At 50.0% G+C, this 13,523-nt stretch carries 11 protein-coding genes and 1 tRNA gene; 5 read left to right on the top strand and 7 right to left on the bottom strand.

Features of this window, described 5'->3' with window-relative positions; genetic code table 11:
* Positions 1 to 57 precede the first annotated feature (57 nt).
* Positions 58 to 2,259 carry a phosphoketolase family protein gene (locus tag OXH18_RS00210; protein WP_268610354.1) on the bottom strand — a complete coding sequence of 734 codons (2,202 nt, stop codon included), beginning with the start codon at positions 2,257 to 2,259 and terminating at the stop codon, positions 58 to 60.
* Between the two features lie 470 nt (positions 2,260 to 2,729).
* On the opposite strand from OXH18_RS00210, the gene psaX reads away from it, so the two are divergent.
* Complete coding sequence (gene psaX, locus OXH18_RS00205; RefSeq protein WP_315874797.1) at positions 2,730 to 2,837, top strand: photosystem I protein PsaX; 108 nt, start codon at positions 2,730 to 2,732, stop codon at positions 2,835 to 2,837.
* Positions 2,838 to 2,972: 135 nt separating this feature from the next.
* Here psaX and OXH18_RS00200 read toward each other — a convergent pair whose 3' ends face one another.
* Both OXH18_RS00200 and moaC read right to left on the bottom strand, forming a co-directional pair.
* Complete coding sequence (locus OXH18_RS00200) at positions 2,973 to 3,839, bottom strand: branched-chain amino acid ABC transporter permease (protein ID WP_268613257.1); 867 nt, start codon at positions 3,837 to 3,839, stop codon at positions 2,973 to 2,975.
* 120 nt (positions 3,840 to 3,959) lie between these two features.
* Positions 3,960 to 4,541 carry a cyclic pyranopterin monophosphate synthase MoaC gene (moaC, locus tag OXH18_RS00195; protein ID WP_268610351.1) on the bottom strand — a complete coding sequence of 194 codons (582 nt, stop codon included), beginning with the start codon at positions 4,539 to 4,541 and terminating at the stop codon, positions 3,960 to 3,962.
* A gap of 34 nt (positions 4,542 to 4,575) precedes the next feature.
* Between moaC and OXH18_RS00190 the strand changes: the two genes are divergently transcribed.
* Positions 4,576 to 4,649 (top strand) — tRNA-Arg (locus OXH18_RS00190).
* Between the two features lie 10 nt (positions 4,650 to 4,659).
* Here OXH18_RS00190 and OXH18_RS00185 read toward each other — a convergent pair.
* From OXH18_RS00185 to OXH18_RS00170, 4 genes are all read right to left on the bottom strand, one after another.
* Complete coding sequence (locus OXH18_RS00185) at positions 4,660 to 5,928, bottom strand: MFS transporter (protein WP_268610350.1); 1,269 nt, start codon at positions 5,926 to 5,928, stop codon at positions 4,660 to 4,662.
* A 144-nt stretch (positions 5,929 to 6,072) separates the two neighbouring features.
* Positions 6,073 to 6,723 (bottom strand): hypothetical protein, encoded by a 651-nt coding sequence (locus OXH18_RS00180; protein WP_268610348.1) that lies wholly within the window; start codon positions 6,721 to 6,723, stop codon positions 6,073 to 6,075.
* Between the two features lie 122 nt (positions 6,724 to 6,845).
* The gene (gene bchD / locus OXH18_RS00175; RefSeq protein ID WP_268610346.1) at positions 6,846 to 8,987 is read right to left on the bottom strand and encodes a magnesium chelatase ATPase subunit D; all 2,142 of its coding nucleotides are present in this window, start codon (positions 8,985 to 8,987) and stop codon (positions 6,846 to 6,848) included.
* A 41-nt stretch (positions 8,988 to 9,028) separates the two neighbouring features.
* Complete coding sequence (locus OXH18_RS00170; protein ID WP_268610345.1) at positions 9,029 to 9,721, bottom strand: phosphoribosylanthranilate isomerase; 693 nt, start codon at positions 9,719 to 9,721, stop codon at positions 9,029 to 9,031.
* Positions 9,722 to 9,874: 153 nt separating this feature from the next.
* On the opposite strand from OXH18_RS00170, the gene psaK reads away from it, so the two are divergent.
* The 3 genes from psaK (at position 9,875) to OXH18_RS00155 (ending at position 13,420) form a co-directional block, all read left to right on the top strand.
* On the top strand, positions 9,875 to 10,141 hold the full coding sequence (gene psaK / locus OXH18_RS00165) for a photosystem I reaction center subunit PsaK (RefSeq protein WP_268610343.1): 267 nt from the start codon (positions 9,875 to 9,877) through the stop codon (positions 10,139 to 10,141).
* A 714-nt stretch (positions 10,142 to 10,855) separates the two neighbouring features.
* Entirely contained in the window at positions 10,856 to 11,986 is a 1,131-nt protein-coding gene (locus tag OXH18_RS00160) for a glycosyltransferase family 4 protein (RefSeq protein ID WP_268610342.1), read from the top strand.
* Positions 11,987 to 12,217: 231 nt separating this feature from the next.
* Entirely contained in the window at positions 12,218 to 13,420 is a 1,203-nt protein-coding gene (locus OXH18_RS00155) for a site-2 protease family protein (protein ID WP_268610341.1), read from the top strand.
* Positions 13,421 to 13,523 lie beyond the last annotated feature (103 nt).

Genomic DNA, 13,523 nt, shown 5'->3' with positions numbered 1-13,523 from the left:
ATCCAGCGACGCATTGCTCCTGATAGCGTTGTCTTAGCAGCGTTATCTCAACAGGATCTATCTCAACAGATCGATTGCCCGTTTTGCCATTGTGTTGCCCGTAATGCCGTTCAGAGCCATCAACTCAGCAGGAGTGGCCGTGGTTTCGCCCCGCTTCCAGCAAAAGGTATCCCGCTTGGCGGTGCTGCGCAGCATGATCGGCTCCAACATGGTGCTAGCTCCTCCAGTCACGCCAATCAAGGCATCGCCTCCAAAAAACTGTTCAAATTTGGCATCCGCTAAAAATTCGCCATCGGGTTCCGCGCAAATGTCCCACGCCACATCCGAGGGACGATAAAGCCGGCGCGGGCTAATAACCGACACAATTCGCACACCGAATCCTTGCTCCTGTAGCTGTGTTGCCGCTTCATATACAGGCATCAGCACCATATCCCCCACTACCGCAAAGACGATTGTTTTTTCATTAGGGGAATTGTGCAGGACGATCGCGCCATCTTGTAGGGCTTGCCGAGTTTGCTCGAACGTGGTGCGAATGGGCAGCGGCGATTTGCTGGACGTAATCACAATGCCCTTATTCACGGTTGAGAGGGCCCACTCATAACACACCTGAATGCTGTTGGCATCGGGCGGGAACAGGGGAAACACATTGCCGTTGCGCATCATCGCAGCAAAATAGGCTTCGATCTCTGGACGTTGGTGTGTCCAACCATTACGCCCCTGTTCCAATGCCCCGGCGGTAAATAATGTCACGGTGGAGGGGGTAGGGCGTCGCAATTCAGCCATTGCCTGGGTAACCGTTTGCCAAATGGGTAAACCGTTGATAGCAAAGGATTCATAGGAACACCACAGCGATCGAGCGCCAAACAGCGCCAATCCGGCCGCCAATCCGGCACAGGCATCTTCACTCAGCGGTTCATACACTTGCCCGTTGGGGGTTTGGTTATAGAGCGAGTCTTCAGTGGGGTGAATTATTTTCAGCGCTTGGTTAATGTTGCCGATCCCTGATGCTTCGTTGCCGTCGGCGTTGGTGACTAAATAGTTGCGATCGATCTGCCCGACATGCGCCACTAGTTGCCCCATTGCAGTGGTAGAGACTTTCTTGTCACCGCCCACTGCATATTCTTCCAGCGGTAAGTCTTTCAACTCTGGTAATGGTAAGACAGATTCTGTCACCGCCACTTTGCTGGCTGGGCCGCCGCCCGCCCGTTCACAGTTAGTGCGCACCAGATTCCAGACTTCTGCTGGCAGGGCATTGGCCTTCAACCCCGCTATGATATCGGCATTCTCTAACGTATGGTGGCCATAGAGGTTATGGGACTTTGCCCCACGAGCATGGACGCCTGCACCCTTCAGTTGTTTGATGATGAACACCGTCAGCTTGCCGCTGAGAGCCGATCGAGCGGCTTCATCAACCCCAATCAACACCGCTTTCGTAAAGGCTAATCGTTGCCCAAAGGAGAAAGCTGTACTGTCTACAAATGCGCCTGACTGGTTCTGATCATCAAAATCTTTAGCATCCACTAACACCACTTCCTCAAAGCCATTGCCGTGCCAATATGCCATCATCTGTTCGTTGGTTTGCAGCGACACCATACTGTGATGCTCTTGCGAGAAACCGTTCCACACCAGCACAGGCAAGAAGTTGGTGACGTTGGGAAAGGCTGTGTGAAAATGGACCATGCTGCTCATCGGGTAGGGTTCGCCCATGCCGCCGTCGCCCAGGGTGAAGGGAAACAGGGTATCTTTATGGAGCAGTGCCCCTGCCATGGCAAAGTGTTGTCCTTGTCCCAAAGGGCCCGCCGGGGCCAGAAGCCCAGGAATATAGCCAGAAAGATGTCCCAAGAGTCCGTGCCGTTCGCGGAATCGATCGCGCAATTGTTGTACGGTTTCAATGCCCATGTCTTCCAGGGAACGATCGAGGAACATAGCGCTATAGAACCCAGGCGCATGGTGTCCCACTTCGGTGACGATGTTCTTGTAGCCCAGCATCACTAATCCAGCATAGGCTTCAGCTTGGCTGGCAAACCCGCCTGGATGTCCCGATGCCTTACTGGCGGTCATTTGCAGAATTAAGTATCGTAGTGCATCGGCATATAGCAACGTTTGATAAGCAGCCGTTGAATCAGTTGGATCGGCAATGGCCGTTTGACCTTCTGCAATGGCAGGCGCTTTGCCATAGGAATCGAACTGTGGCGGCAACTCGCCAAAATATTGAATTCCTTCGCAAAAGGCGGGAATCTGTTGGCTAACGGCAACCATGACCTAAGTACCTCTCACAACTAACAGCACAGTCAAGCAGTATGGATAAACAACGCAGGCTACGTTTCAATCGCTTAACAATTTATCCTATCGCTTGATGGGGTGCGAATTGGCGCGATCGAAATTTTGTATGTCAAGAAATTCGTAATCTTAATGCAAGGAATTGTTGATAGCTCACGATGGTTTGTCTACATTTGTTTCCTGATTTGTTTCCTGCTAAGTTTTGCTGCGCGGCGATCGACCTGCACTATCTCTTAGTCAATAATTAATCAAAGATTAAGTTGACAACTGCACTTCCGAGAGATGATTCTGGATGTGAACTGCTAGATGCTTAAGGCGGTTAATGCCTTTGTGAGCCACTCTAGGATTCAACCCGATCGTCCTCGGGTGCTAGTCAGGCTTGCATTTTCACGTCATTTATGAATTAAGAGGAGAACTTTTTAATGACTACAAAGAGAGACATTCCCCCTATGACTCCTTCGGGACACCCCCCCTATGCCTTTCGTACGGGTTGGGCCTTGCTGCTGCTGGCTATCAACTTCATCGTAGCAGCCTTCTATTTTGGCATTCTTCGATAGAGCGCACCCGCAACGGCGGTAAAGGCTGAAGAATAAAGGCTGAAGAATAAAGGCGAATTTATTGATTTTCGGCTTTTGTTCTTTAGCCTTGGTTTAAGCAACTTTTCTAGCAGTCTACTCGCTTGCAACCAGTTTTTAGAAGGTGCCGCGAAAAATGCCCTGCGGGCGGAACAGCAGCACTACAATCATCATCAGGAGCGCCACACCCAACTTATATTCCGTCGAAATCCAATAGGTTGACACTTCCTGGGCAATGCCAATCACAAATGCGCCAGCGATCGCTCCGTAAGGGTTGCCAATGCCACCTAGAATCACTGCTGCAAACATGGGTAAAATTTGCAACCAACCCATCGTGGGGCGCACCGCCGTAATCATGCCATACATGCCACCGCCGATCGCCGTCAACCCTGCTGCAATCACCCATGTCCAAATCACCACGCGATCGACATTAATTCCAGAAACCCTAGCTAGATCTACATTATCTGCTACAGCACGCATGGCTTTGCCAATTTTGGTGTATTGCAACAGGCAGTGCAACCCTACAATTACCGCAATGGCCAACCCGAACACCACCAATCGATTTTGCGGAATTCTCAAGTCGAAGATGTTGAGCGCAGGCACAACTGGCAGGTTATAGCGTTGATTGGCGGCTCCCCAAATCAAGATAATGCCGTTGCGGAGGAATAATGCCAACCCGATCGAAATAATAATCAGTGTGGTAGCACTGGCTCGTCGATCGCGCATGGGCGACCAGATCAGTTTTTCGGTCATTAGCGCCACCCCGCTCGTCAGCACCGCTGCAATGGCGATCGAAATCCAGATATTGATGCCGCTGAGATTGACCACCAGTGCAAAATACGCGCCCAACGTCATCAAATCCCCGTGGGCAAAATTAGCTAATCGCAAAATGCCATAGGTCAACGTTAGCCCCACCGCTGCCAGCGCAATGATGCTGCCAACGGCAATGCCATTAATAATCAGTTGCAAAAACTGGAGATCCATAAAGCTAAGCGTATAAGCGTATTCGATCGGGTATTTCAAGGCGAATGATTTAGCCATAGCGCCTACTAGATTAGCGGATCAAGACCTTAGAAACCAGCAAGTTTGAAGGAGTTACCAAATTCAGGCAGAGCTTTCGACTCCCGACTCCCGACTCCCGACTCCCGACTTCCCACTCTCCACTCTCCATTCTCCCGACTTACCCCCCGTTTTGCGTACCAGTCCGATCGCCTCAATCTGTATCGATTTCTCTAGCGCTTTGGCCATATCGTAGAGTGTGAGAGCCGCGATCGACACCGCCGTCAGTGCTTCCATCTCCACCCCGGTTTCCGATTTAGTTTTGACTTCGGCTTGGATATGATATCCCGGCAACTCGCGATCGGGCATAATTTGTACTTCAACTTTCTGAATGGGCAAAGGATGACAGAGGGGAATTAGGTTGGCTGTTTGCTTCGCTGCCATAATTCCTGCTAGCCGCGCCGTTCCCAACACATCACCCTTAGGAGCATTGCCCGCTTGAATCGTCTCGAACGTCGGCAACTGCATTCGCACCCGTCCTACCGCGATTGCGGTGCGTACTGTCACAGATTTCCCGGATACATCCACCATCTGTGCCTGACCGTGAGAGTCAAGATGAGACAACGCGCCCTCCGGTTTAGACGCTTCCGAAAAATTTTGAGAAATCGGCGAATTGTTGTGTGACATGGCAAATCTATGTGCTAACATAAGTTTCTGGCAAGGGCGTGTAGCTCAGTGGACTAGAGCACGTGGCTACGGACCACGGTGTCGGGGGTTCGAATCCCTCCTCGCCCGTTTCAACCCATCACTTGCTGGATTGCAGACTTGCTGTTCGATCGATGGCTTCAACAGCAAACGTATCTGCCCCCACTCCCAAGGCAAAGCGAAGCGAGTGAAACACGGTTTTATTAGAGCAGGTCAGGAAAATCAGCAGACCCAAAAATGCCAATCCTGACGAAATCCCAAACAGCGATCGGTAGCCAAGGTAGGTCGCAACAGTGCCTAGTAATGGCCCAGCCATGGCAATTCCCGTATCAAACCCAATCATACAAATCCCAAAAGTGCGACCGCGCTCATCGACATACGAGCGATCGGCCATTAATGCTGAAATCATAGGAATGAGGGTGCCGGCTCCGGTACCTTCAACAACTGCGGCTAACAAAAACATGCTGGCACTATGCGCTCGCCACAGCATCACCATCGACACTACATACAGTACCAAACTTAGGCTGATGAACACGCCACGCCCATAGCGATCGGACGCCGGCCCCACCAACAGCCGAGCGCTAAAACTGCCCATTGCTGCTGCTGTGTAAAATAACCCCACATTGAGATCTACCTCTGCATCGCGGATAAACAGCGGCACAAACGTACTGAGACAACCAAAGGTTAATCCAATCAGCATCAGGACGATCGCCGGCGTTTGAATGCGAGGGCTGGCTAATAATCGCCAAAATAATTGCTTCGATTTTGGTCGATTAGAGATAGACGTTTCAGCTTGAAAGGTTTCTTGGACCTGATTAGTACAGACCAACCCCAACATGCCCAAGCTGGAGGCAATCAAGAACATGGGTGTAAAGCCAAACCACGCTTGCGAGAAGCCCCCGATCGCCGGCCCCATTGCCATACCGATTGGTGTCACCAAGCTCATATAGCCAATCACTTCACCCCGATTTTGGGGCGGAGCCAAATCCACAATCAGAGCATTATAGGCAATGGCAAAGGCGGCAATGCTAAGACCATGAAAGGCGCGAATCGCCATCAGTGCCGGAATACTTTGAGTTGTGATGTAGCCGAGAGGAGCAAAGGCAACCGCCGACATACCAATTAGTAAAACAATTTTACGACCGCGATTGTCAGCCAAACGAGCTAGCCAGCCTCGCGATGGAATTAGCCCAATGGCAAAAGCTCCCATGACAAAACCAACGGTTTGATCGGTTGCGCCTGTCGCTTTGATGTAGAGGGGAAGAGTCGGCAACAGCGCCGCCAATCCAGACCAAAATAAAAGACCAGCCGTAAATAATATCCCCAAATTTCGCCGTACGCTGGCCGGAAAGGTTCTAAAAACGTTCAAAGTTCTACGCTAGGTTATGACAGATAAAAAATGAGCAAACGAGTCCTTTGCTGTATTTTTATCATGCCGAATTTTTAAAATGATTGCAGTTTGTTAAGCCCATTTTCGATCGACTATAGCCTTGTCACTCAAGCTCCTTACCACCTAAGCTGTTGGTTCTCCTTGGCGTACCCACAGAGCTATCCCACCCCCCCGTCCTCGAGCCGCGATAAAATCTTCCGTGATCAGAAAAAACGCAAAGAAGGGAAGCTTGGCGATCGGTTGGTTGGCGAAATTCTCTGCTGTGGTGCGCCCGCCTCGAAACTCACGACGGTAGAGGGGGCGACCAAACGCGCTGAGTTGCCATTCAGTAAAATCAAAGGCTAGCAGGTTCTTCTTGCCAAGGTAGCGGGCTGGCCCTGTCAGCTTTAAGCGCAACGCCCCAACTTGCACTTGATTGCCGATCGCCAGTTGGCTAAACCTGCATTCTGGTGATGAGTCCACAGAACTAAACGAAATCTCAGCGGGGGCAATCTGCGGCACATAAAAACCTCGCCCCGTTGCCACATTTTCTTTGAAGTGTGCGTTGCGTGGAGCCGTAAACCAAAGTTGCCATCGCCCCAGTAAGGCTGCTGCCGGAAAGCTAAGCCGCTGTTGCTTTGCTGTTTTTTCTGCGGCTAGCAGCGCGGCTACTACGGATGGGGCTGACGGTCGATCGGTTTTATGGTGCAGACTGTGTGCCGCCTGAGCTAGCGTTGTCAGAAAATCAGCAGGAGAGGCAACAGAAGAAAGATCAGGAGAGAGATTAGACGGCATAAGCACTGAATGCGATGGTTAGACCACCTTGGGTATAGAGCATTCTTCCAGTCAATACCCTACTGCGGGTTCAACGAATCAAAGGAAGACTTGAAGCAGAGCAGGACGACCTTCATCTCCCCTCACCGGGTTTTCATGTCAGCGATCGCCCCTTTGGTCATGGCTGCAATTGCCTGATCGGTGGCTTTAGGCAGGTGATAGTACTTGCCACCTGCTTGTTTGGCAATTTCTTTGGCAAATCCGGTGGAGACAAACTTGTTTTCGGTATCGATGACCAATAGCTGAATACCCAACGCGCGAATTTTACCAGCAATATCAAGCAGTTCTGCCTTGATATCAGGCTTCTGTTCGTCCAGGATGGGTTCGCCTAGCGATCGAGCCAAGGGAATATTGCCGCGACCGTCGGTAATCGCCACAATCACCACCTGCCCAATATCGCCCGACTGCTGAGCATTAGTGCCGACGCGGACGGCTTGGGTTAAACCATGGGCCAACGGCGACCCCCCTCCACAGGGCATTCGCTCTAGCCGTCGTCGCGCTGAGGTAATTGATCGGGTAGGGGGCAGCAACACTTCGGCTTGTTCACCTCGGAACGGAATCAACGCTACTTGATCGCGATTTTGGTAGGCTTCGGTCAACAAGCGCATCACAGCCCCCTTGGCCGAGTTCATGCGGTTCAGCGCCATTGATCCAGAGGCATCCACCACAAACACAATCAACGCTCCTGCCTTACGCGCCAACCGTTTAGCCCGAATATCACCCGCTTCCACAAACACTCGTTTCCGAGCATTCGCAGCCGAGGTAAGTCCCTGATTCCTAACTCCCGGTTCCCGATCGCGCTGTTCATATCGTTGTCGCCGCACTTTTTGATAGGGAGCCGCCGCTCGCAATGTGGCATCAACCGCGATTCGTCGCGCTTTGCCCCTAGGTAAGACGGGCTTGATATAGCGACCGCGATCGTCCGAGAAAATCAGACTACGCGCCCCTGAGTTACCGCGTCGCTGGGCCATCTGAGCGAAGTACAGCACGGACGGATCAAGAATCACCCCTTCAGGATCAAACACAAATTCTTCAGGAATGTTGGGCGGTGTTTGCTCTGATTCATCTTCTTCATTTTCGTCTTCCGGATCGTCTTGATCTTGGGGGGATTCTTCTTGATTTTCAGGTGGAGGTGGAGGTGGGGGCGGGGGCGGAGCTTCCTCTGGCGGCGTCTGCACGATCGTCGATCGCGGCACAATCACCAGTTCCACCGCCCGACGCAAATCCTCAGCAATGACCTCTGTTCGACCATTAAACGCCGCATGAGCTTTCGCCACACGCACAGCAAACAATTCAGCCCGATGACCTTTAACACCACCCCGAATCGCCTCCTTAACCAAATAAGCAATCTGCTCGGAGGTAATCTGTACATCTTTGAGCCATTCTCGAGCCAGAATAATCTGTGTCTTGAGATTATCGATATCTTCGGCATACTGCTGAAGAAACACCTGTGGCGAATCGGCAAACGCAGTCGCTTGATCCACAGCTTCCACTCGTTCATCCAACCCCAACACAGCATCCGCCGACAGGGCTACAGCGATGCGATCGAGCAAATGTTCTCGCAGTTCTCCTTCTTCTGGGTTGTAGGTAGCAATCAACAGCGGCTTACAAGGATGCTGAAAACTGATGCCCTCGCGCTCAATTTGATTGCGTCCCTCGGTCAACGCCGTCAGTAGCAGATTGGCAATTTGATCGTCTAGTAAATTAATTTCATCGACATACAGCACGCCCCGATGGGCTTCGGCTAATAAGCCTGCTTGGAACACCGTCTCGCCGCGTTTGATTGACTGGGCCACATCGACCGAACCCAGCAACCGATCTTCCGTCACCCCCAGCGGAACTTGAATGAAGGGAGCGGGGATGATTTTGGTGGGAATGGGGGAGTGGGGAATGGGGGATGAGCCAATATCTTGTGCTTGATAAGCAACCTCAAAGTCCTGTTCCCGAATGCCTAAAAACCTTTCAATGGTTTCATCATCCCACTCACTGGGACGATCGGGATCGCAGTTACAACAAGAGCCATCGATAACTTCGATCGGCGGCAACAGGGCATGAATCGCCCGTGCCATCACCGATTTAGCTGTACCGCGTCGTCCCGCAATGACCACACCACCCAAACCAGGATCGATCGCCGCCAGGAGTAAAGCGAGTTTGATAGCCGCTTGCCCCACAATCGCAGACAGGGGAAAAGCCGTAGAGGTAGGACTCTCGATCAATGCAGACATGGTTTCAAGGATTCAGATTCTCAGCCTATCCAGTCAGCATATCAAGAGATTGGCTGCTTCGGGCTGACGAATCGATCGTGACCGAATCGATCGCGGCAGTTGCGCAGTTGCTCAAATAAGCGTTCGACTTGGCGTAAATCCTTGTCTCCTGGAGCCACTTCTACCCCACTCGATAAATCAATGCCATCGGGCCTAACCAGTTGCAGGGCTATTTGGATATTATCTGGCGTCAGTCCTCCCGCCAATAGCCACGGACAGCACGGACGAAAAGACTGTAGGGTAGACCAATCGATCGTATGGCCAGTTCCACCCAGCAAATTGGGGTGATAGGCATCTAGCAGCAGTGCATCAACTGCCGTTTCATAGACTGTTGTTTGCTGTAATGCGTCGGCATCACGAATACGGAGAGCTTTGATAAGTTCCACCGTGGGCAAAGCCGCTCGTATTTGCTGGCACATTTGAGGGGATTCATGTCCATGTAGCTGCACTGCATTCAAGCCGCCCGCCACCACCACTCGGCAAATCTCTTCAACTGCTGCATTGGCAAACACCCCAACACGATCGATCGACGAGTCCGTTCCATCCGGCAAAGCCGAAACCACCTCCCGGATTTGCTCTGGGGTAACATAGCGTGGCGACGATGGCACACAAATAAATCCCAGTGCTGTTGCTCCGAACTGAGCGATCGATCGGCCTTGATCAGGCTTAGTAATTCCGCAAATCTTAACTCGCATTCATCTCCTGTAAAAATCTAAAGTCCCCATCTTGCCAACCCCCCAACCCCAACCCCAACAATTGTTAACTCTTCAAACAAAATCTTATTCCATCACAATCTCTCTTTATAATCCTGGTGATTCAACCTCGTTTCAATCTTGGGAGAAGAAGCCTTGATAGACGCCAACCTACTTGCAACCGTTGCCCGTACTGTGCCGTGGTCGCCCAGTGTGGGGCTGATTATGATTACCTGCAATCTGTTTGCCATTGCCATTGGATATTACGCCATTCAAAAACGTGGAGTGGGGCCCAAACTACCCGTTGAAATGCCCGCAATGTTCACCGGGTTTGGCGTGCCAGAACTTCTAGCAACGGCCAGCTTTGGACATTTGCTAGGAACCGGAGTGATTCTGGGATTGAGTAATGCCGGAGTTCTGTGAGCACAGTGCCAACTCCAAGAAAAAAGGGCAGTTTACCTGATTGATTGACAAATCGTTGCCTCTTCATCTCCCAACCCCTCTGCCAGAGCAGGTGAGGGACGTTCCATCCAGGATCTGGGTTGAACTCCCGTTGCCTCGTATGGGGCAAGGAATTTAGGAATGAAGGAAAAAATCGGTCAATCAGGAGATAAGGGTTAGACTCGCAAGCGTGACATGTCCATCATGAATAAGACCCTAGGGTAGGCAGTGCCTACCTTTTTTATTTCAATCAATTTCTGTTATTTATTCGCTTTCAAGGGATGCAATGACTATGTCAGATCACAGCCGTTCAAAAAAAATCGATCGTTTCTTAGTTCAATTGCATCTTAAATCGATCAAACAAGATGGACTTCACATCGTCAGTGAAGCAAGATCTATCCAAGGGTGAATTTCTCTGCTGAAGAGAAGCATAATAATTGGTTGAATGTAGATACAGTATTATTTGTAAACCTTGCTTTCCGCCTTGCATCACCAAGAGTTTTAAGTTTATAAGCTCAAATCAATAGAGAAGTTTAAACATAGGTCTAGTCCGGAAGTTGGGTTTAATAAAGTGTATTTGTATCTAAAAGTTTTTGAAAACTTCTGAAGGGTTAGGGAACATCTACTCATCTAAATCAATCTTCTAATGAAGATAACTTCACCTTGAAGCAAACAGGCCATCAAAGGAAGAAAAAGATGAGAGTCGTCTTAATTAACAACTACGATCTGCTTGATATTCTAGATGCTTTAAAACAAGAAAAAGGTGATGCTCCGGCACAACATCTGTGGGGATATCTACCTTTAAATAATCAGCGGATGTCGGTTGAAATTCTTCCGTTTCAGAAATATACCTATCTGAAGAAGATTAGCAAAAAGCTCAAAATCTTCGGTGATCTTGATCAGCAACTGCGATTGTTAATGCAACACAAACGCTACGATGTCATCTATTCCGCTCATCATCTCACAACGCTATTGCTGTCGTTCTTGCGCTTGGTTGGGCTGTTTAGTAAGCCGATTGTTGCAATTGCCTATCAAGCTCCTCAAGAGAAAACCTTTTTTTGGAAACTATTCACCAAGGTATTCATTGCAGGAAACGACAAAATTCTCTGCTTAAGTGAGTCACTCCGCCAGGATTTAGAAGAGTTTGGAGTTTCTAAACAAAAATTAGAGCTAATTGAATGGGGAACAGATTTAAAGTTCTATGAGTTTGGTGCTCCCAGCAATCGATCGCCGGGTAGTAAAGCTCAACCGTTTATTTTGAGTCCTGGTAAAACCTATCGGGACTATCCAACGTTAATCGAAGCCTTTCAATCTGTGGATTGCAAATTGATTATTTGTGGAGCAGGGGCAACGCATCTCGATACTTCAAGTGAACCCCTTCCTACCAATGTCACCTTAATTGAAGACATGATTCACTGGAAGAAGTTGATCAAACTCTATCAACGGGCTTATGCAGTGGCTATTCCATTAGAAAATAGTGCCAATAAGTTCAAGAATGCGATCGGACTTACAGCCTTGACAGAGGCAATGGCGACTGGCAATGCAATTGTGATGACTCGCAACGATTATGTAGGAATCGATTTAGAAAAAGAGGGAATCGGTCTTTGGGTTGACCCTAATGATGTCAACGGATGGCACAATGCCATGACTTATCTGTTAGAACATCCTGAAATTACACGAGAAATGGGCAGACGATCGCGTCGGTTAGCAGAGAGCCGATTCAACCTAGAGACTTTCTCTAGCAAATTGGCTAATTACTTATGGCAAACCTGCTCTGGCAATCAACCGAGTCAATTAGTTCGCCACAAGCCAGCTTTTCGGAGATAAGGGTAGTATCAAGGTACTTCAGTGTTTCTTAGTGTTCCTTGTTGACGTGGGCACAGGCATTAAAGATGAAAAGACCCACGTCTGATTCGATTCGATCGGTTCTTTGAGATATTAAGTTCCACTCGTTGCCACATCTTCTCAAGGTCTTGCACGATAGACTGGAAGATAGAGCAAGTGAAGCGTTTGTGTGGTGCTCAACTTTCCATCAACCCACACTCAGGAACATATCTCATGCGATCAGGTTGGCGAATTGGCGCTCTTTTTGGCATTCCTTTACTTCTGGATTCTTCCTGGTTCATCATCCTCGGTCTGATTACGTTTCTGTATGGCGCTCGCTGGCAGCAAGAAGACTGGGGTGCTGATTGGGGCTGGATTGCGGGCTTTGCGGCTGCCCTGTTGCTGTTTGTCTCGGTATTACTGCATGAATTGGGACATAGCTTGGTGGCCAAGGCGCAAGGAATTCAGGTCAATTCCATCACGTTGTTTGTGTTTGGTGGCATCGCCTCGATCGATCGGGAATCGAAAACCCCTGGTCAAGCCTTTCAGGTAGCCATTGCTGGCCCGGCTGTCAGCTTGGCACTGGCCATTGTGCTATTTGGAGTCAGCCGATCGCTACCGCTGTCGCCCCCTGTGCGCGAAGTGGTGGACTTGTTATGGGGGATCAACCTAGTACTGGCCCTGTTTAATATGATTCCTGGCTTACCCTTAGACGGTGGACAGGTTTTAAAAGCATTAATTTGGAAAGTTACAGGCAATCGGCTTCAGGGCATTCGTTGGGCGGCCCGAGTGGGGCAATTGTTGGGGTGGACTGCGATCATTCTTGGTGTCACAGCTTACCTCACCTCGTTTAGTTTTGGAGCACTTTGGTTGGCACTCATCGGCTGGTTTGGCGTTCGCAATGCTACGGCCTATGGTCAGGTAACTGACCTGCAAGAAGCGCTGTTGCAACTGACTGCCTCCGATGCCATGACACGGGAATTTCGTGTGCTGGATGCCAATTTGACGTTGCGGCAATTTGCCGACGATTATTTACTCAGCGAAACTTCCCACTCGACGGTTTACTATGCCGCCTCTAACGGACGTTATCGTGGATTGGTTGGGGCCGAGGATTTGCACCACGTCGAACGCAGCTTGTGGGAGACTCAAACCTTACAAACGATCGTGCATCCGCTGTCTGATATTCCATCGGTGAGCGAATCTACTGCTCTGACTGAAGTGGTCAATGTGATGGAAACCCAAGAGATACGTCGAGTGACTGTACTTTCGCCCGCTGGGGCTGTGGCTGGCGTGATCGATCGCGGCGATATCGTTCGAGCGATTGCCACCAAACTTAACATTTCAGTGCCCGATTCACTGATTCAGCAAATCAAGGAAGAAGGTGCTTATCCACCAGGGTTGCAAATTCCGGCTTTAGCTAAAGCTGCTACAGACTGAAAAGTCGGAGACCCTGATTGACTGCCAAATCTTTTCCCCCTCATCCCTCAACTCCTTCTCCCACATGAGGACAAGGGGAGTTAGAGTCGGAGAGGGGTTTGGG

This window comes from Thermocoleostomius sinensis A174 (assembly GCF_026802175.1).
Classification (GTDB): Bacteria; Cyanobacteriota; Cyanobacteriia; order Elainellales; family Elainellaceae; genus Thermocoleostomius; species Thermocoleostomius sinensis.
This window is presented reverse-complemented; position numbering and strand designations above follow the sequence as displayed.

Excerpts from the sequence above, each read along its gene's own strand:
- OXH18_RS00155 (WP_268610341.1), top strand. The coding sequence starts at position 12,218 with ATGCGATCAGGTTGGCGAATTGGCGCTCTTTTTGGCATTCCTTTACTT.
- OXH18_RS00210 (WP_268610354.1), bottom strand. The coding sequence starts at position 2,259 with ATGGTTGCCGTTAGCCAACAGATTCCCGCCTTTTGCGAAGGAATTCAA.
- OXH18_RS00160 (WP_268610342.1), top strand. The coding sequence starts at position 10,856 with ATGAGAGTCGTCTTAATTAACAACTACGATCTGCTTGATATTCTAGAT.
- psaX (WP_315874797.1), top strand. The coding sequence starts at position 2,730 with ATGACTCCTTCGGGACACCCCCCCTATGCCTTTCGTACGGGTTGGGCC.
- bchD (WP_268610346.1), bottom strand. The coding sequence starts at position 8,987 with ATGTCTGCATTGATCGAGAGTCCTACCTCTACGGCTTTTCCCCTGTCT.
- OXH18_RS00200 (WP_268613257.1), bottom strand. The coding sequence starts at position 3,839 with ATGGATCTCCAGTTTTTGCAACTGATTATTAATGGCATTGCCGTTGGC.
- moaC (WP_268610351.1), bottom strand. The coding sequence starts at position 4,541 with ATGTCACACAACAATTCGCCGATTTCTCAAAATTTTTCGGAAGCGTCT.
- OXH18_RS00170 (WP_268610345.1), bottom strand. The coding sequence starts at position 9,721 with ATGCGAGTTAAGATTTGCGGAATTACTAAGCCTGATCAAGGCCGATCG.
- OXH18_RS00180 (WP_268610348.1), bottom strand. The coding sequence starts at position 6,723 with ATGCCGTCTAATCTCTCTCCTGATCTTTCTTCTGTTGCCTCTCCTGCT.